Annotated in this window: 19 protein-coding genes and 2 pseudogenes; 12 read left to right on the forward strand and 9 right to left on the reverse strand. The window is 69.8% G+C overall.

Features of this window, described 5'->3' with window-relative positions; translation table 11 throughout:
• Positions 1–2 precede the first annotated feature (2 nt).
• On the forward strand, positions 3–848 hold the full coding sequence (locus tag ACRDSK_RS08010; protein WP_431439313.1) for a carbohydrate ABC transporter permease: 846 nt from the start codon (positions 3–5) through the stop codon (positions 846–848).
• A 44-nt stretch (positions 849–892) separates the two neighbouring features.
• Positions 893–1,639: an aminoglycoside phosphotransferase family protein gene (locus ACRDSK_RS08015; protein ID WP_431439314.1), complete on the forward strand. Its 747-nt coding sequence runs from the start codon at positions 893–895 to the stop codon at positions 1,637–1,639.
• A gap of 2 nt (positions 1,640–1,641) precedes the next feature.
• Here ACRDSK_RS08015 and ACRDSK_RS08020 read toward each other — a convergent pair whose 3' ends face one another.
• Entirely contained in the window at positions 1,642–1,908 is a 267-nt protein-coding gene (locus ACRDSK_RS08020) for a hypothetical protein (protein WP_431439315.1), read from the reverse strand.
• Positions 1,909–1,964: 56 nt separating this feature from the next.
• Positions 1,965–2,136: pseudogene (locus ACRDSK_RS08025) on the reverse strand (dihydrofolate reductase family protein); the annotation flags it as partial.
• A 154-nt stretch (positions 2,137–2,290) separates the two neighbouring features.
• Between ACRDSK_RS08025 and ACRDSK_RS08030 the strand changes: the two are divergent.
• From ACRDSK_RS08030 to ACRDSK_RS08050, 5 genes are all read left to right on the forward strand, one after another.
• Positions 2,291–2,653: a DUF1304 domain-containing protein gene (locus ACRDSK_RS08030; protein WP_431439316.1), complete on the forward strand. Its 363-nt coding sequence runs from the start codon at positions 2,291–2,293 to the stop codon at positions 2,651–2,653.
• Positions 2,650–3,219: a TetR/AcrR family transcriptional regulator gene (locus ACRDSK_RS08035; protein WP_431439317.1), complete on the forward strand. Its 570-nt coding sequence runs from the start codon at positions 2,650–2,652 to the stop codon at positions 3,217–3,219. Before ACRDSK_RS08030 ends, ACRDSK_RS08035 begins: the two co-directional genes overlap by 4 nt.
• A gap of 648 nt (positions 3,220–3,867) precedes the next feature.
• On the forward strand, positions 3,868–4,110 hold the full coding sequence (locus ACRDSK_RS08040) for a hypothetical protein (RefSeq protein ID WP_431439318.1): 243 nt from the start codon (positions 3,868–3,870) through the stop codon (positions 4,108–4,110).
• Positions 4,111–4,177: 67 nt separating this feature from the next.
• A complete protein-coding gene (locus tag ACRDSK_RS08045) occupies positions 4,178–5,038 on the forward strand; it encodes a phytanoyl-CoA dioxygenase family protein (RefSeq protein ID WP_431439319.1) in 861 nt (286 codons plus the stop codon).
• 113 nt (positions 5,039–5,151) lie between these two features.
• Entirely contained in the window at positions 5,152–5,946 is a 795-nt protein-coding gene (locus tag ACRDSK_RS08050) for an SDR family NAD(P)-dependent oxidoreductase (RefSeq protein ID WP_431439320.1), read from the forward strand.
• Between the two features lie 52 nt (positions 5,947–5,998).
• On the opposite strand, the gene ACRDSK_RS08055 is transcribed toward ACRDSK_RS08050, so the two are convergent.
• Positions 5,999–7,312 carry a protein kinase domain-containing protein gene (locus tag ACRDSK_RS08055; RefSeq protein ID WP_431439321.1) on the reverse strand — a complete coding sequence of 438 codons (1,314 nt, stop codon included), beginning with the start codon at positions 7,310–7,312 and terminating at the stop codon, positions 5,999–6,001.
• A 205-nt stretch (positions 7,313–7,517) separates the two neighbouring features.
• Here ACRDSK_RS08055 and ACRDSK_RS08060 point away from each other — a divergent pair, with 205 nt between their 5' ends.
• The 4 genes from ACRDSK_RS08060 (at position 7,518) to ACRDSK_RS08075 (ending at position 11,991) form a co-directional block, all read left to right on the forward strand.
• Complete coding sequence (locus ACRDSK_RS08060; RefSeq protein WP_431439322.1) at positions 7,518–8,663, forward strand: aromatic ring-hydroxylating oxygenase subunit alpha; 1,146 nt, start codon at positions 7,518–7,520, stop codon at positions 8,661–8,663.
• Between the two features lie 42 nt (positions 8,664–8,705).
• Positions 8,706–9,482, forward strand: a complete 777-nt coding sequence (locus ACRDSK_RS08065) for a maleylpyruvate isomerase family mycothiol-dependent enzyme (protein ID WP_431439323.1) — start codon at positions 8,706–8,708, stop codon at positions 9,480–9,482.
• 95 nt (positions 9,483–9,577) lie between these two features.
• Positions 9,578–11,236: a WXG100 family type VII secretion target gene (locus tag ACRDSK_RS08070; protein WP_431439324.1), complete on the forward strand. Its 1,659-nt coding sequence runs from the start codon at positions 9,578–9,580 to the stop codon at positions 11,234–11,236.
• A 200-nt stretch (positions 11,237–11,436) separates the two neighbouring features.
• Complete coding sequence (locus tag ACRDSK_RS08075) at positions 11,437–11,991, forward strand: CBS domain-containing protein (protein ID WP_431439330.1); 555 nt, start codon at positions 11,437–11,439, stop codon at positions 11,989–11,991.
• A gap of 87 nt (positions 11,992–12,078) precedes the next feature.
• Here the strand turns inward: ACRDSK_RS08075 and ACRDSK_RS08080 are convergent.
• The 5 genes and pseudogenes from ACRDSK_RS08080 to ACRDSK_RS08100 form a co-directional block, all read right to left on the reverse strand.
• A pseudogene (locus ACRDSK_RS08080) lies at positions 12,079–12,822 on the reverse strand (cytochrome c oxidase assembly protein); the annotation flags it as partial.
• A gap of 6 nt (positions 12,823–12,828) precedes the next feature.
• Positions 12,829–13,356 (reverse strand): DUF2243 domain-containing protein, encoded by a 528-nt coding sequence (locus ACRDSK_RS08085; protein ID WP_431439331.1) that lies wholly within the window; start codon positions 13,354–13,356, stop codon positions 12,829–12,831.
• A 22-nt stretch (positions 13,357–13,378) separates the two neighbouring features.
• A complete protein-coding gene (locus tag ACRDSK_RS08090) occupies positions 13,379–14,383 on the reverse strand; it encodes an acyl-CoA desaturase (protein WP_431439325.1) in 1,005 nt (334 codons plus the stop codon).
• A gap of 187 nt (positions 14,384–14,570) precedes the next feature.
• Positions 14,571–15,281 carry a GAF and ANTAR domain-containing protein gene (locus tag ACRDSK_RS08095; protein WP_431439326.1) on the reverse strand — a complete coding sequence of 237 codons (711 nt, stop codon included), beginning with the start codon at positions 15,279–15,281 and terminating at the stop codon, positions 14,571–14,573.
• Positions 15,282–15,629: 348 nt separating this feature from the next.
• A complete protein-coding gene (locus ACRDSK_RS08100) occupies positions 15,630–16,421 on the reverse strand; it encodes a GAF and ANTAR domain-containing protein (RefSeq protein ID WP_431439332.1) in 792 nt (263 codons plus the stop codon).
• A gap of 517 nt (positions 16,422–16,938) precedes the next feature.
• On the opposite strand from ACRDSK_RS08100, the gene ACRDSK_RS08105 reads away from it, so the two are divergent.
• Positions 16,939–17,337: a DUF4383 domain-containing protein gene (locus ACRDSK_RS08105; protein WP_431439327.1), complete on the forward strand. Its 399-nt coding sequence runs from the start codon at positions 16,939–16,941 to the stop codon at positions 17,335–17,337.
• A gap of 377 nt (positions 17,338–17,714) precedes the next feature.
• Here ACRDSK_RS08105 and ACRDSK_RS08110 read toward each other — a convergent pair.
• Positions 17,715–18,112, reverse strand: a 398-nt coding sequence (locus tag ACRDSK_RS08110) for an AfsR/SARP family transcriptional regulator (RefSeq protein WP_431439328.1), incomplete at its 5' end; no start/stop codon positions are given.

Genomic DNA, 18,112 nt, shown 5'->3' on the forward strand with positions numbered 1-18,112 from the left:
CCATGCCCTACCTCCTGGGGTCGCTGCTGCTCGTCCTCGCCCCACTCGCCGTGGCCGCCGCCCTCGCGTTCACGGACTACTTCGGCTTCCGGGCGCCGGAGTTCACCGGCGTCGACAACCTCGCCCGCCTGGCCGGCGACCGCATGTTCTGGGATGCCGTCGGCATCAGCGCGCTCGTCGCGGTCGTCGTCGTGCCGCTCCGCCTGCTGCTCGCGGTCGGTGCGGCGTTGCTCCTGGCGCGGCGCCGCGGTGCGCGAACGGCGGTCGGCCGGGCCGCGGCGTACCTGCCGTCGGCCATCCCGGATGCGGCATGGGCGTTGCTGTGGCTGTGGATCCTCAACCCGCTCTACGGGCCGCTGCCGGCACTGCTCGGCGCGTTGGGCGTCCCGGATCCTGGGTTCCTCACCACGCCATGGGGGGCGCGGCTCGGGCTGGTGCTCGTGCTGGCGTTCCAGGTGGGGGAGGCGTTCATCGTCGCCCTCGCCGCACGCATCGCCATCCCGGTACGCCTCCACGAGGCGATCGAGGTCGAGGGCGGATCCGCCTGGTTCGCGATGACCCGGGTGACGCTGCCTCTCATGGCGCCCATCGTGATCGTCCTCGCGGTGCGGGACGTGGTCGTCGTCATGCAGAACTCGTTCGTGCCGGCGCTGTTGGTGACCGGCGGCGACCCGGCGAACGCGACCCTCACCGCGCCGCTGCTGATCTACCGCCGCGCGTTCGAGTACGGCGAGCTCGGCTACGCGAGCACGCTGTCGGTCACCCTGCTCGTGCTTACCGGCGTCGCCGCGGCACTCCCGCTGTGGCTCGCCTCCCGTCTCGCCGCACGCCAGCGAACCCGCGCCTGACCCCGCCGATAACCCGTGGCGACGTCGGTGATCATCTCGCGATAATGGCCGGCGTGGAGGAGGTCGAGGTCGTAGTCGCCCATCACGAGTGCGCGACCCTGCGCGTCGGCGACGTGTTCCTCAAGATCGACGCTGACCAGACGCGCACCGACGTCGAGGTCGAGGCGATGGCCATGGCGCCGATCCCGACTCCGGAAGTCCTGTGGCGCAAGCCGCCCGTGCTCGCGCTCGCCGCCCTTCCCGGTACGGCACTCGGCCGCCTCGGCGAGCCGTCGACCACGTCGCCGGCGGCGTGGGCCGCGGCGGGTGCCGCCGTCCGGACGCTGCACGACGCGCCGCTGCCGCTCTGGCCCGGCCGAAGCGTCGACGAGATCGCCGCGCACCTCGACGGCGAATGCGAGTGGCTCCTCACGAACGGCGTGCTGCCCACGGATCTGGTCACGCGCAACCGCCAGGTCGCCGAGGCCGCACTGCGGCCGTGGACCCCGGCGTTCACGCACGGCGACCTGCAGGTCGCCCACGTGTTCGTCGACGGTGACGAGGTCACCGGCGTGCTCGACTGGACCGAGGCCGCCCCGGGTGATGCCCTGTTCGACCTCGCCACCCTGACGCTCGGACACGAGGAACACCTCGGCGATGTCATCGCCGGCTACGGCACCGATGTCGACCTCGAGGTGATCCGCGCGTGGTGGTCGTTGCGCAGCCTGCGGGGGATCCGCTGGCTGGTCGAGCACGGCTTCGACCCCGCTGCCCCAGGCTGCGAGATCGACGTGCTGAGATCCCAGCTGTGAGCTCAGGGACCTTGCTGACGGCGGGTTTCGTCCGCCCGTTCGTCGTCGAGCGGGCGGGCTGCCGCGGGGTGTTCGACGAGCGCGAGGACTTTGCTGGCCATGAACCGTGCCGTGCGCACCGGTACGCCGGTGCGCGTGACTTCCACGACCTCGACCACACCGCGGCCGATGCTGACCTCTACTCGCCGACCGGCTCGGGTCGCCACCACCTCGTAGGCCCGGGTCGTGTCGCCGGCATCGACGACGATCTCGACCCGATCACCCTTCATGCCTCGATCATATCGAATTCATGTTCGATTGTAACGCGTTGACGACGCCCGACCGCTCAGCGCCTCGTCTCGTCTCTGGTCAGCACTACGCCGCCGGAGAACGTCCGCGTCTCCACCAGGTTCAGGTTCACCCAGCTGTCCAGCACGGTGAAGCCCGGTCCGCATGGCTGCCCCGGCCAGCGTCGCGCCGCCGGTGACCAGGCGGGTGTTCCAGTCGACCATTGGAACAGCTCATCGCTCGGTCCGCTCCGTGAGTCGGTCTCACGCGTACAGACCGGCGCGGAGCCGGAAACTCATCGAGACGTGGCAGCGATCACGGTGACTTTCTGGACGTCTGTCCATAAATTATAGACAGCTGTCCACGAAACTCGAGGAGATCAAGATGGCTGTGCTCGCGACCGTGCTAGTGATCCTTGTGGCCGTACTGCACGCGTACTTCCTGGTGCTGGAGATGTTCCTGTGGGACCGCGGACCGGGGCTTCGGCTCTCGGGGTTCGACGCGAAAACGGCCTCGGTGACCAAGCCGTTGGCGGCCAACCAGGGCCTGTACAACGGTTTCCTGGCCGCCGGGCTGGTGTGGGGTCTGGTCGCCGGCGACCCGGTGGGCCCGGCCGCCCAGGTCTTCTTCCTGGTGTGTGTGGTCGTCGCGGGCGTGTACGGCGGCGTGACCACGAACCGGAGGATCCTGGTCGCTCAGGCGGCGCCCGCCGCGCTGGCCCTGGCCGCCGTCCTCGCTGCTGGATGACCGCCTCGGCCGGTGATCCCCGCGCGGCACGCACCCGGACCAAGCTGCGCGGGGCGTTGCTCGAGGAGTGTGCGGACCGACCGCTGGAGGAGGTGAGCGTCTCCGCGCTGGTGCGCCGGGCGGGCGTTAGCCGGGCGACGTTCTACCTGCACTACGGGGATCTGCGGGCGGTGGCCGTCGATGCCTGCGCCGAGGTGGTCCGCGACGCGGTGGACGCGTTGCACGCCTGGCGCGGCGCACCCGACCCCGCCGTCCCGCCCCCGGCGCTGACCGCGTTCTTCGTCGACATCACCCCGCACGTCCCGCTGTACCGCACGCTGCTGGGGCCTGGGGGCAGCGGGCCGCTCGGCGAGCTCCTGCACCGGGAGCTGCGTGAGCGCAGCGTTGCCGAGCGCACGCTGGCCGGCGCACCGGATCCGGAGCTGGTCGCCTCCGCGGTGGCCGCCGCCTTCGCGGGCGTGCTGGCCGACTGGCTGCACGCGCAGATCGAGGGCGATCCGCGGCACATCGCCGCCCGGCTCTGGCGGCTGCTCGTGGCGCTGCACCGCACTCCGCTCGAGCCGTGACTCTGTCGGGTGACCGAGGTTCCGGGATCTGCGTTTGGTTAACAGTCGGCCCGACCAGCTGAGAACGCGGACGCCGCCCCGGCGGTAACCGAAGTGCGCCGATGCTGCGCTGCTGAACACCCCGCGAGGCTGTCGCCGCTTCGAGCTGGGCTTCGTGTTGGACGCCGACGAGCGCGATGGCGGCATGGCTGGCGAACAACCGGCCTTCGTTCATCGCGGGTGTGGTGAACGCGTCCTGGTGGGATGAGTAGAGGTTGAGCGCGCCCATCGTCGTCTCGGTGACGAACCGGCGGTAGGACAACATGGACCGGATGCCGTGCCGTACGGCTTCGGGTGCGAACCGTGGCCACCGCTTCTCGGCGGCCAGGTCACCGGTCGTGAAGGTCTCGTGCTGAGATCCCGGCCCGCTCCGCACCGGTGATGTGGTCGAGCGGGTACCCCCAGCGGTAGCCGGTTCAATCCTGCAAGCCATCACGGCCCCGCGTATGGCACGGTGGCGGAGGTTCGTCCACCAAGGGGTGCTCGTGGCCGCGACTCGGCTCGCCGATGGCGTCTACCTCTTCCGCGACACGTGCAACGTGTACGTGCTGGTGCGTGACCGGGAGGCCGTACTGATCGACTTCGGTGACGGCAGGGTGCTCGAGCTGGGTGCCGCCCGCCGAGCGGGAGCTGTTCGACGAAGTCGACGCGCACTGGCAGCAGCGGGCGATCTACAACTACTACGACCTGCGTCAGGACCGGTTCTCGCTGCTGGAATCCGTGTCGGTCACCGGAACCGTGCTCGAGTACCGAACCCGTCGGTTCGGCGGGTTCGACGTGACCACGCTGCCCACCCCGGGCCACACGCTCGGCTCGGAGTCCTACCTGGTCGACGTCGACGTAAGCAGTTGATCCGCCGGGCACATGGGACGCACCCGCGAGCCATGCGAGCCGGGTCGGTGGTTTGTACGCTGGTCTCGTGATCGCGGATGCCGACGGGTCGACGGAACGGGCTGACACGAGTCCCCTCTCCGCCGATCAGGCCGACCGGTTGGTCGAGACGCTCTACGCCGATGGCATCGTCGCCCGCCGGGGTGCGTTCACGGCCGCGTGGGCGGACCGGCTCGGCGAGGACGTCATGGCGCTGTTCGAGGAGGCGCGCTCCCAGGGCAGCGCGGTCGGCCGCGGTCCGGAACGGTTCTACGTGGAGGTTCACCCCGAGCGGCTGCGCGGGTTCGTCGACCTGGTGACGCATCCGTGGGTGACCGGTGTGTGCGAGGCGGTCCTGGGGCAGGACTACGAGATCGTCGAGGTGGGCTTCGACATCCCGTTCCCCGGAGCGGTGAAACAGCCATGGCATCGTGACTTCCCGGCACCCGTGGAGACCACCGAACACCGCCGGTTGACCTCGTTGGCAGTCAACCTGACCACGGTCGACGTCGAGCCGGAAATGGGTCCGTTCGAGATCGCGCCGGGGACCCAGTGGGATCACCATCCTGACTTCGCGCACGGCATGTTCCCGCCGCGGAGCCGCTGGCCGCGGTACGAGTCGCTGAGCCGTCGCAAGCTCACGAAGCGGGGCGACGTCTCCGCGCGAAGCGCGCTCACGATCCACCGCGGCACGGCCAACCGGTCGGACAAGCCGCGCCCGACCCTCGTACTCGGGGTCGACGCGCCCGGCGCGGGCAACGCCGCGCACCACGACCTCAGCGTCACCCGGGACTACTACGCCGGGCTGCCGGAGTACGTACGCGCGCACCTGCCGGCGCGGCTGGTCGACCGCCTGGAACCGATCGAGCAGAAGCACACGATCGAGGGCCTCGTGATGGGCGCGCCGTAGAGAGCTCACCGCGAACCGACGAGCATGCCCGTCCTCGCAGCGCACGGCCTCCCCATGCGTGCCCCGGCCAACCGTGGGTAATCCGCGACCGGCCGGGACGAGAGGAGCGACCGATGAGCACACGATCACTTGCCGTCGTGACCGGTGCGTCCAGCGGGATCGGCTACGAGTTGGCGCGCGAGCTCGCGCAACGGGGGCACGACCTGGTCATCACCGCCGAGAACGCCGAGATCTCCGAGGCGGCCGGACCCGTCGAACGGCTCGGGGCACAGGTGCACGCCGTCCGCGCGGACCTGCGTGACCCGAAGGAGGTCGAACGGTTCGCCGAGGAGGTTCGGCACCTCGGCCGCCCGGTGGACGTGCTGGCGATCAACGCCGGCGTCGGGGTGAGCGGCGACTTCGCGACCGGCCCGGCGCTCGCCGACCAGCTCGCCGTGGTGGACCTCAACGTCCGCTCGGCGGTCCACCTGGCGAAGCTGCTGTTGCCGGCCATGGTGGACCGGGGTCGCGGCCGGATCCTGTTCACCTCCTCGATCGCGGCCGCCTCGCCGGGGCCTTTCCAGACCGTCTACCACGCGTCGAAGGCCTTCCTGCAGTCGTTCGCGCAGGGGCTGCGCGAGGAGCTGCGGGGCCGCGGCATCTCCGTCACCGCGCTGATGCCGGGACCGACCGCGACCCGTTTCTTCGAGCGTGCCGGCATGACCGACACCAGGGTGGGAGCGGGCGCGAAGGACTCCGCCGAGGAGGTGGCCCGGCAGGCCGTGGACGCGCTGCTCGCCGGCAAGGATCACGTCGTCGCGGGGTCGCTGCGGAACAAGGTGCTGTCGGTGGCCGGCCGGGTGTTGCCCGACCGCTTGTTGACCGCGGTGCAACGCAGGGCGACCGCGCCGGGCACCGCGAAGGAGTGACACCAGCTACGTCGGGTCGGCCCTCGCGTAGTGCGAGTCCCGCATGTGTGGCTCAGCCAGGCGCCGTGTTCGGTGCCGTGGTTTCCGGTTCGCTGCTGGTCGGAGGATCGGTGGGGACGCTCGTCGTCGGCTCGTCCACGATGTTCGTCGTGGTGATCGGTGGCGCGGGCGCGTCGTTCGTCGCCGCCGGTGCCTCCGCCTCGGAGGTCGTCTTCTTCTGCGCTGGGCGGGATGTCGGTGCCGAGTTCGAACGCGTCTCGCGGATGTCGATGGGCTCTCCCACCGGTGAAATCGGTGCGGGACCCGAGGTCCGAGTGGAATGGTTGGGCACCTTCCCGTCCGCCGGTTCGCGCTCCTGGAACGGCGTCAGGCCGTGGTTGCTGCCCAGGAGCCACAGGCCGACAGCGGCCAGCGCGACGACGAGGACTCCGGCTGCGGCGAGTGGCTTCTGTGCACGACCGGCGGCGGGCGCGGTCGGTGCCTGGGCGGCGGGTAGAGGCCGGACCAGCTCGGTGGGCGCGGCATCCGTCGGGTTGCCGTCGTCGGGTGTGGTCGCGGCGGCAGCGAGGAGGTCGTGTGCCTGCGTCGCGGTGGGGCGGGCGTGCGGGTCGACCGTGAGCAGAGCGAGCAGCACGTCGGTGAGCGGGCCGGATCGCTGCGGCGGGTTGATCTCTCCACCGGCCACCGTGTGCAGCAGTGCGAGAATGTTCGACGCCCGTCCGAACGGGGGCGCTCCCTCGATCGCGGCGTAGAGCGTCGCGCCCAGCGAGAAGACGTCCGAGGCCGGGGTGGGCTCGCTGCCGTGTGCCACCTCGGGCGCCAGGTATGCGGGGGTGCCGGCGAAGCGACCCGTCGTCGTGGCGGCGACGTCGTCGGCCGCTCGGGAGATGCCGAAGTCGGTGAGCTTCACCGAGCCGTCCTCGCCGAGCAGGATGTTGCCCGGCGTGATGTCGCGGTGGACGATGCCGGCGTCGTGCGCCGCGGTGAGCGCGGTGGCTATCTGGGCCCCGATGGCGGCCACCTCGCGCGGCGCCAGAGACCCGTCCTCGGCGACGGCCTTCGCCAAGCTGCGCGAGGGCATGTACTCCATGACGAGGTTGGGCACGTTGTCCTCGTCGACCACGTCGAACACCGTGATCGCGTTGGGGTGGTGCAGCCGGGCGGCGATGCGGCCCTCACGCAGGCAGCGAGCCACCGCCTCAGTGGTCTTGTCTTGGGGGAGTCCGGGCCGAAGCCGCAGCTGCTTGATGGCCACGGTCCGGTCCAGCCGCTCGTCGTGGCCCTCCCAGACGACACCCATCGCGCCTGCCCCGAGCCGCCGGACCAACCGGTAGCGCCCAGCGAGAAGCTGTCCCTCGTCGGTCATGCCACGACCTTCCGACGAGACTGGTCGCGGCAGCGAGCGGATCGGCTCTCACGGACGGCGTGATGGAGAGGCACCTGAGCCTCGGCTGACACAGTGACCTCGCTCTCGCCGATGTCCGGTGCGGGGGAGTTACCCATTTGCCGCGATGTCAAACATCATGTCAGGTCCCGCCGTCGGGCTGTCCCGGGCGCGCTACGGTCGGGTTGTGTCCCCCTCCGCCGGCTGGCCGCCGGCGCCGGTGCCGGCCGGCGAGCTCGAGCGTGCCTTGCGTCCGTTCGGTGAGTCGACCATGTTGCCGGCGCGTGCCTACACCGCCCCGGAGGTGCTGGCCTGGGAACTGCGCCAGGTCTTCGCCGGCACGTGGAGCTGCGTGGGTCGCGTGGACGAGCTGTTCGGTGCGGGCGTCACCCAGCGTGGCGCGCTGGCCGGCGACATCCCGGTACTGCTGACCCGCGACGATGCGGGTGTCACGGCTCTTGCCAACACCTGCCGGCACCGTGGGCACGAGCTGCTGTCCGAGGGCGGCACCTCGGCTCGGCCGGTGGTCGTGTGTCCGTACCACGCGTGGACGTACGGGCTGGACGGAGCGCTGCGGGGTGCGCCCCGGTTCCACGACGTGGCGGGGTTCGAGGCGGGCGACCACGGGTTGGTGCCGCTACCGGTCGAGGTGTGGCATGGCTGGGTGTTCGTCAACGGCACCGGCGACGCCGCGCCGTTCGCCGAGCACCTCGGGGCGCTCGGCGGGTTGGTCGCGCCGTACTCACCGCAGGACCTGCACCCGGCCGCCCGGCACGAATATCTGGTGCACGCCAACTGGAAGGTGATCGTCGAGAACTACCACGAGTGCTACCACTGCCCGCACATCCATCCGGAGCTCTGCGCGGTGTCCCCGCCGACCAGCGGCGACAACTACGACCTGCCAGGGGCGTGGGTCGGCGGCGCGATGGACCTGCGGGACGGTGCCGAGACGATGTCGCTCGACGGCCGGTCCCGCGGGATCTTCCTGCCCGATGTGGACAGACGGCGAGTGCTGTACCTGGCGCTGTTTCCCGACCTGCTGCTGTCACTGCACCCGGACTACGTGATGACGCACCGGTTGCGCCCGGTCGACCCGGACACCACGCGCGTCGAGTGCACCTGGCTGGCGCCGGAACAGGCCGGCGACGCCGGCCATGCCGTGGCGTTCTGGGACCGCACCAACCGGCAGGACTGGGCGGCGTGCGAGTCGGTGCAACGCGGGCTCGCCTCACCGCACTTCCGGCCGGGCCCGTTCGCGCCGAACGAGGACGCGGTACACCGCTGGGTCACGATGATCGGCCGGGCATACCAGGGCACGCCGCCCTGGCACTGAGCGTTGAGCAGAAATCTGACGGAACACTTGGAGGGGAAGCGAATGGACACGTCCACGTACTTGGAAGCTGTCGTCGAACAGACGAGCACCTTCGCCGACTGGGTGCACGGCGGGAATGCGACGGCGCCGGTGCCGACATGCCCGAAGTGGACACTGGCCGATCTCGTCGACCATGTCGGCTCGACACAGCGCATGGTGACGATGCTCGTGGGTGAGCGAATGACAGAGCCGAGCGGGGCGTTCGCCCGCTACGTTCCGGGTCCGACCGACTCGGCCCGGTGGCGCGCCTGGCTGACCGACGGCGCGGCCGAGGCGAAGCAGGCGTTCGAGTCGGTCGCCGACGACACGCCGGTGTGGGATCCGTCCGGCGCCGCCGCGGGCGTGCCGTTCTGGTCACGTCGGCTGCTCGGCGAGGCTTGCGTGCATCGCGCGGACGCGGCTGCGACGCTCGGCATGCGCTACGAGCTGGCGCCGGAGCCTGCCGTTGCGGCCGTCGAGGACTGGCTGGACACGATGACCTCCCGCGGCTACTGGGAGAACAGGTCCGGCTTCGCCGACGCGATGCGCGGTGACGGCCAGACCCTGCATTTCCACGCGACCGACGCGCCCGGGGAGTGGCTGGCCCGCAGGGAAGCGGACCGGGTCGCCCTGGAACGCACGCACACCAGGGCGGACGTCGCGGTCCGCGGCCCAGCGGCCGATCTGCTGCTCGTGCTCAGCCGGCGTCGCCCGCTGAATGCGGCTCCCACGCTGGAGATCTTCGGGGATCGGGCACTGCTCGACCACTGGATCGAGCACATGGACTGGGTCACCGACTGACCCGCGCCTGGATCAAACGCCCGACGCGGAACTCGAGCCTCTGGTAGGCAGACTCCCTGTCAACGGATGTTCACCGGACCGTGGAGGAGATGCCGATGACGTTCCTGGATCCCGAGGTGCTCCATGGCCGGCTCACGTCCGGCGACTCGGACGGGGTCGCCGCTGTCGGGGCGGCTCTCGATGACGTGCGGCCGGGGGTGCGTGACGCCGCGCGCGGGATCTCCGACGGCGCGGGGGCCGCGGTGTCGGACTGGCGCGGCTCCGCTGCGGTGGAGTTCGTCACGGCGGCGCAGGACACCACGACGACGGCCACGGCCGCGGATCGCCGGCTGCGCGTCGCGGTCGTCGCCATCCGGCGTGCCGCTCGCGCTTACGCGGACCTGCACGATGCCGCGGACACGGCGATCCAGCCATGGCGGAGCACGCCGGAGACCGAGCGACAGGGGCTCGCGCTCTGGGTGATCGGGATGCTGCTGGACGCCAGCGACACCTACGAGAGCGCGCTCACCGCCGCCGCGGCCGCCTTCGACGAGAGCATCGACCTCGACCATGTCGGTCGCGGCCAACCATGGGTGCCGCAGGGGCTGGCCTACCTGGAGGGCCGGGACGAACTTCTGGTCAGCTCCTACGACCCGTACTCCGAGGACCCGAGCAGCCGGCTCACCGTGGTGGACAACCAGACAGGGGACGAGCTCAAGCACGTCGACCTCGGTGGTCAGCTGTACGAGGGGCCGGTCGGTCAGGTGGGCGTCGGCGCCGCGCCGAACCACGTCGGCGGTGTCGAGGCGCACGGCGACAACGTCTGGGTCACCTCGACCGTCGGTGACCCGCCGGACCAGACCTCGCAGATCTACCGGTACTCCCAGCAGGACATCGACGACGCCCGCCCCGGCGAGACCGTCCACCCCAAGGAGGTCGTCGACACGGACGCGAGCAGCTACGTCACCTACGCGGACGGCAAGCTGTGGGTGGGTCAGTACCGAACGGATCCGGATGACGAGCCCAAGCTGTACGGCTACGACGTCGCAGGCGACGGGTCGGTCGACACGGAGAACCCGGAGGTCCACCCGACCCCGACGAACATTCAGGGGGCCGTGGTGCGCGACGGCGAGTTCGTCTTCGCGCAGTCCGGTGGCAAGGACTCCAGCGCGCTGATCACCCAGCAGCGGGACTGGCAGCTCGATCCGAGCGATCCGTTCGAGTGGTTGTCTTTCAGAGAGGAGCACGACCTCGGCGAGACCCGCCACGGTGTCGAGGAGATCGAGGAGATCGGCGGCGACATCGTCGTCCTGCACGAGTCCAACGCGGGCAAGTACCTGGCGGAGGAAGACGAAGAGGGGCTGAGCGACGACGAGGAACACCGGGACCACCAAGGCGCCGACATCACGCGACTCTCGCTCGAGGAGCTCGGGTTGGCACCCGACGGTGCCGGTGACGGCTACACGACGGACCCGGAGTCGCTCCGCCGCGCGGCAGGCCCTCTCGACGAGTCGGCTGCCACTCTGCGGCACGCGGCCGGCGCCGTGTCGAGGCTGCAGCTCGTGGCCCATCTGCTCGGAGAGGTACCTGCCGCCGAGACGTTCAGCGCTGCGGCCACCCGGTACATCGCCGAGAGCGGGCAACGGCTCGACGACAGCGCCACGGCCGTCCACGAGCTGTCGGAGAGCCTGGTCGCCAGCGCCGAGACCTACCAGCGGCTCGAAGACGTGACCGGCTCCATGTTCCGGACAGGTGTCATGCCGGAACGAAGGTGACGAGCCAGTCGATCAGCGACATCCCCGAGCTGTGGGTCGCGGTGCTCGTGAAGCCGCTGTCATTGCCAACGACGTCTTGTGGGTCCTAGGTCCCTGCCGCGAAGGGCCTTGGTGCCCTGGTCTTTGGTCCCCGAAGAGGCTTTCCTCGTAGCGAGTCGAGGGAGGTTGCGGTGGTGGGCGAGTTGGCCGTCGCGTCGGTGATGACGACGCGAGTCGTCACCGTCGGACCGGAGACCCCGTTTCGAGAGCTAATCGCCAAGATGACCGAGGCGCGGGTCCGCGCCGTGCCGGTCGTCGATCGTCGTGGCCAGCCGATCGGTGTCGTGGCACGCGCGGACCTGCCGTCTCAGCATGGGTGGTACCGCTCACCGGAGAGGACCGCGGCGGAGTTGATGACCACCCCGGTGCGCGCGGTCCATGCCGACGAACCAGTGAGCTTCGCGGCGCGGCAGCTCGCGAAGTGTCGGCTGCGTCGCCTGTTCGTCGTCGACTGGGACGGCCGTCTCGTCGGAGTGGTGGCACGACGCGATCTGCTGCGCGTGTTCCCGCGTGGCGACGACGAGCTGCGTACTCAGCTCGTGGGTCTGCTCCGCGCGGCCGAGGTCATGCCCGGAGGGGTCGACGCGCAACGGGTCATCGCCGCGCGACCGGGCGTTCGACTCCCACTGCCGGCGGCGCGAGCGGCGTACCGGGGCGGGATTTTCGAGTGCGGCGATGGACCGGCGACCCTGGTGCCAGCGCAGCGTCGTCCGTGACGACTGCCTTGCGGGACCGGAATTGCAGCCCGCACGGCGTCGGACGGCGGCGTCAGGGCGGTTGGGTCGCGGCTGCCATGTCGTGATGAGGGCGAGCGCGAGTGCCAGCTCGGCGAGGTCGCCGCCGTAGTACATCAGTGTGGCGGCGCCGCGTAGCTGTTCGGGCGGTATATCGGCGCTGCCCAAGAGTCCTGCGTACATCAGTTGGGACAGCACGGCGTGTGTCGCGATCGCGACGCCCAGCAGTACCAGTCGGATCGGCACGGAGGGACGTCGTGGCATGGGGTCGCGGCCCGCGATGAGCCACGCGAACAGGTACCCGGAGATGAGGAAATGCAGGTGCACCAGATGATGCGCGGCCGGGTTGGCGTCGATGAGGGCGTAGAGGGGCGTGGCGTACAGGGCCACCAGGCCGCCGATGTTCAGCGTCAGGACGGTGGCGGCGTTGGTGAGGACGTGGACGACGCGGCTGCGCAGGACAGTCGCGACGAAGCGCCGCCTGCGGACCGGCACGCTACGCAGCAGCAACGAGGCCGGCGCGCCCAGTGCCAGCCCGGTGGGTGCGACCATGCCGATGAGCAGGTGCTGGAGCATGTGCCCACGAAAGTCGCCATCGGGGAAGGGCGACATGGCCGGTAACACGGCCAGGACGACGACACCGCACCCGGTGAGGAAGCTCGCCGTGCGCCAACGGCTCCACATCACCGCGTTCCGGCGTTGGTGGGCGACGAGCGCCACGTAGCCGCCGGCAACGAGCGAGACGGCGAGCAACGGCAGCAGGAACGTTGCGGGCGCGGCGAGTGCTTCGTGTGCGAACCCGGGTGTCGCCATCGGCCGTCACCGCGGCGGGTCGTCGCGCATGGCCGCCTGTGGGCGCCGGAGGAGCCATCCCGCGGCGACGAGGACGGCACCCAAGGCCAGGAACCCGAGGTCCCACCACAGCTGGTTCGGGCCGGACCGGACGTGGTGAATGGCGAGGACGTGGTGATCGAGGACTCCCTCGACCAGATTGAACAGCCCCCACCCGACGAGCACCCATCCCCACAACACGCGCGAGCGCCACATTCGCCCGCGCGCGGAGGTCACCCGCGCGTACAGCAACCCCAGTCCGGCCAGCACGGCGAGCCACGTGAACGTGTGGAACACCCCATCCCACACGGTGTTCATCCGCAGCCCGGGCACGGTGTCGACCGAATAGGCCGGCACGCCCGCGTTGTCGGTGCCGGTACTGCTGAGCATGTGGTGCCACTGGAGCAGCTGGTGCAACAGGATTCCGTCGACGAACCCACCCAGACCGACCCCCAGAATCGTTCCCGGCAAGGCGATCCGTGGTGGTGCATCGCTAATCGGCGACGCGGTGTTCACGCTGTTGTCCATGGTCTCCCTGTTATCGTTCGAAGCCGGGTTGCGAGACGTTCTCGTTCGTAGCGGATCGGCGGGTCTTGAGTTTGCGGGCGAGGCGTTCGGGCGTGGGCCAGCGGACGTTGTGGACCCAGCCGAGTTTCTCGAACGCCCAGATCAGCCGAGCGGAGATGTCGATCTGTCCACGGCGGACGCCATGTCGGGCACAGGTGGGATCGGCGTGGTGGGAGTTGTGCCAGGACTCGCCCATGGATGCGATGGCCAGTGGCCAGAAGTTCGCGGACTTGTCCCGCGCCTCGAACGGCCGGTCGCCGATCAGGTGACAGATCGAGTTCACCGACCAGGTCACGTGGTGCAGCAGGGCAAGACGGACCAGGCTGGCCCAGAAGAACGCGGTCACCGCGCCCCACCACGACATCGTGATCAACCCGCCCAACACGGCGGGCGCCACCAACGTGACAACGGTCAGCAACGGGAACAGTCGGTCCACTCGCCGAATGTCGCGGTCGGCGAGCAGGTCGGGGGCGAACCGCTGGGAGTTTGTCCGCTCTCGTTGGAACATCCAACCCATGTGCGCGTGCCAGAAACCCTTGACCAGCGCCGCGGGCGTGGTGCCGAACCGCCAGGGGGAGTGCGGGTCGCCCTCCTTGTCGGCGTAGGCGTGGTGGCGGCGGTGGTCGGCCACCCAGCCGATGACCGGTCCCTGCATGGCCGTGCTGCCCACCACCGCCAGCACGATCCGCAGCCAACGCTTCGCCTTGAACGCGCCGTGGGTGAAGTAGCGGTGGAAGCCGACGGTCACACCCAGGCAGGTGACGGTGTAGAAGAACGCGGCCAGGCCGACGTCGACCCAACTAAGCCCCCAGCCCCAGGCGAACGGCACCGCCGCCATGAGGGCGAGCAGGGGCACGATCGCGAACGCCTTCACCAACCACGCCTGTGTCGCCGTCTTCTCACCCGCCAAAATCGGCTCCGGGCCGTCGGCGGAGACTCTTCGCGGGTATGGCCGATGTTCTCTGATCGTGGTCATAGCGCTACCTCCGGCAGCTCGGTGGGAAAAGCTGTACCGGGGGTCCCAGGAACGGCTTCGGGCGAGAATTGCCCCTTCGGGTGCGGCTAAACGTGCGCTGTGCGGCCGTGGTCGACCAGTACACCCAGCGGGATCCGCGCGATCCGGATTTGGCATCGGCCTGGACCGGCATGAGGTGGTTCGGTCGTCACCGGTCAGCGTGGGGGCGCGGCTCGGCGGCCAACCACCGAGCCACGTCAGCGACTCTCATATTGGTGTCCTGGGAGCTGTGCACCAGCATCGCGAACGCCGCGATGGCGTCGATGCTGAACCGCTCCATCAGGATCCCCTTGGCCTGCCCGATCACATCACGGGTCGCCAGTGCCTGGTGCAGCTGCTCCATTTGCTGTGCACGACCGAGCGCGAGCGCCGCGTGCGAGGCGAACAACTCGCCCAGCGTCAGGGACTCGTCATCGAACGCGCCTACCCGGCTGGAGTAGAGGGCGAGCGCGCCCAGGGAATCGTCGCTGGCGAACAGCTGGAAGCACAGCATGCTCACCGCCCCGCACGCCATGCCCGCTGGCGCGAAGTTCGGCCACCGCTGTGCCTCGATGGCCAGGTTGTCGACCAGCACGGTGTGCTGTTCTCGCAACGCGGCGATACACGGCCCTTCTCGGTACGTCGACTGCAGCTCGTCCAGTCGGCGAACGAGATCGCTACTCGGTGCCTGCGATGTGATGACTCCGTTCGCTGCCAACAGCGACACTCCGGCGTGTTCGGCGCCGGGCACGGTGTGCACCGCGCCGGACACGATCAGCGCCAGGACCTGGTCCTGCGAAGACGAAGGCGCACTCAGCTCATGTGCCGCCGCGGACAGGGCCTTGACCAGCTGGGCGCTCGACTCGCGCCTAGTTTCCACCCGCTCACCCCGCCTTCCGGCCTGGCACGCGTTGCGCACCGAGCTTCGAGTCGGCGCCGCACGCTGCTGAACGGCCGTGCCCGATCGGGCATTCGGCCGCCACTGTAGGTGGAAAACTGGCAACGTCTCAGAGCCCAAAGTCCCGACGTGAACACCCGCCGATCACGGAGTGGTCTACCCAGGGTGGCACCGTGGACACGGTCGTAGTGTTGAGGCGGAGAGTCAGCGGTAGAATAGAAAGCAGCGGGCTGGCCAATGGCTGCTTCAGAAGCCGGACCGCGAGGTGGCCGGGCGTGGCGCGGCCCTGGCCTTCAGAAGCGAAGGGTCAGCACCCCGGTTACCGTCTCATCATTTCTTGACGTCTTCACATTGGTCTGCGTGGTCGAGTTCGGCGTTGCGTTCGGTCACGACGCGGGCGAGTTCCCGCAGCTTGATGTTGAGCTCCTGTGAAGTGCGGCGCAGCAAGGCGAACGCCTGCTCGGCGGTGATTCCTCGCCGAGCCATGAGAACGCCCTTGGCCTGGCCGATGGCGTCGCGGCTGTCCAGTGCCTGGTGTAGCTGTTCGGCCTTCAGGTCACCGCGGGACACGGCGCTGGTCGTGGCCAGGGCCAGCGAAGCATGGGTGGCCAGCAGCAGGAGGATGTCCCGGTCGGCTGACGCGAGACCGTGCGGGGCGCGCGAGTACACGTTGAGCGCACCGGAGAGTTGCGGGCTCTTGGCGTCGGGCAGCAGAGCGGTGGAGACCAGTGATCGGAACCCGAAGGCAGCCGCGGCCGGCCCGAACCGTGGCCAGCGCGGGTCGGTGGCCAGGTCGTCGCTGATCGCGATCGCGGGCCCGGACGGCCGTGCCGCCTCGACGCAGGCGCCCTCCCCGAATCGGTACTGGAGCTGATCGAGGTCGCTGGCAACCTGGCTGGTCTCGACTGGGGTGTGAAACTCGCCGTCAGGGCTGCGCAGGGTCACGCTCACCAGGTCGGCGCCCGGCACGATGTCCCGCGCCGCGAACACGACCCGATCCAGAACGGCGGCCACGGAGCCGGAGTCCAACAACTCACGTGTCAGCCTCACGAACTCTTGCGCGAGGGATTCGGCGCTGGGTGCGGTGACCACGCCGGCTCTCTTCTCCTGTTGGCGATTCAATTGGCTCACGTCGCACTCCTGCCCGTTCCGAAAACCGTCGCGCACCAGGAGGACTCGCTGTGAGGGGCCGCTCCGAGCACGCCACGGACGACCATCGCCGCCCGACGGGGGCGATGGGTCCGGCGCTGGCTTCTCAACGCGCGGGGCCGCTACGAGCGTAACCATACGCGTCGCCGGGTGGAGTGGGTCGGAACGCGGCTGGTCGCGGCCGCGATCTCTACGGCGCCACCGACCTGCCGGGTCGGCTCGAGATGGTTCTGTCGCATGGACGACCGCCGGCGCGGCGGGCACCGCGTCGGGTCGGGCGGGAACGGTTCGTCGGCATCGCCGACCTCCGGTGCTGCCTGTGGCCGGCACAAACAGCGTGCCCCTCGTGTGTGTCCAGGAATCGGCGGGGTATTCGCCCGAGCGGTCGCGAGAAGCGGTTCTCGGGCCGAGGTCGTTCCATCGGAATGCGGAGGAGGAAAAGGTGGCCAGGACGAGTTCAGTCGGTACGCATCCGGCGCGGTTGGCGGCCATGGTGGTTGCCGTGGTGTTCCTGCTGGTGGGAATTCTCGGGTTCATCCCCGGAGCCACGACCGACTACGACGGCATGACCTTCGCGGGGCATGAGTCGACGGCGATGCTGCTCGGCGTGTTCCACGTGTCGATCCTGCACAACATCGTGCACCTGCTCTTCGGCGTCGTCGGGCTGGTGATGGCCCGCACGGTGCCCGGGGCGACGAGCTTCCTGATCGGTGGCGGCGTGGTGTACCTGGTGTTGTGGCTCTACGGCTTGGTGATCGACCACGACAGCGCGGCCAACTTCGTGCCGGTCAACGGTGCGGACAACTGGTTGCACCTGTTCCTGGGTGTCGGCATGGTCGGCCTCGGGGTGGCCCTGCGCCGCACCCCGGCCACCCGTCGGACCGCCTGAGGGGACCGAGGGACAGGGGATCGGCGGTCGAGGCCGTCGCGGGTCTCGACGTCGAGACTCGGGTGACGGCGGCGCTGGGCAGTCGGGGCACGGAGGCGGCGGCCAGGCCGCGTTCCGGCCCCGGCGGGCCCGTCTGCCGAGGGGCCGCAAGGATCCGCGGCAGGAGGTTCGGCGAGCACTGCGGGAGATGAGGTCGAGACATGTGCGGTGGTGCGGCCCACGCGCCGACCACCGGCAAGCGCTGGCGCGGCAGCCAAGCCGAGCGAGGACGGTGCGAAGGGCTACACCTGTCAAGCACAGGAAGCATGGCTGTGTCCGAGCGGTGTTCGACCCGTCCCGACCGATGTGACTCGCACTCGGGCAGCCGTCTGGGGTACCTAGCGATCGGCGAGCACTTGCTGGACGAGCTGGCGGATCTCCGATGACGGGCTGACGCCGAGTTCGGCGCGTAGCAACGATTGGTAGGCCGTGTACTGACGCATCGCCGCCGCCGGGTTCCCGTCGGCCAGGTGCAGCTCGATGAGCCGCCGGCGCGCGCTCTCCCGCAGCGGGTCGCCCCGCACCGCGGCCATCGCCGTCTCATACGCGTGGAAGTGGTCTCCGCGCACCCGGAAACGCTCACTCAGCACTTCCAGGACACGCAGGCGCATCTCCCGGAACCATTCGCGCTCCGCCACCACCCATTCGTCGGTCCACCCCGGGAGCAGGTCCGCAGTCAGCCACCCCACCGGCACCGGCACCGACACCGACGGCGCGCGGCCGAGCTCGCCGGATC

The sequence above is a fragment of the Actinophytocola sp. genome (assembly GCF_050699915.1).
Taxonomy (GTDB): domain Bacteria; phylum Actinomycetota; class Actinomycetes; order Mycobacteriales; family Pseudonocardiaceae; genus Actinophytocola.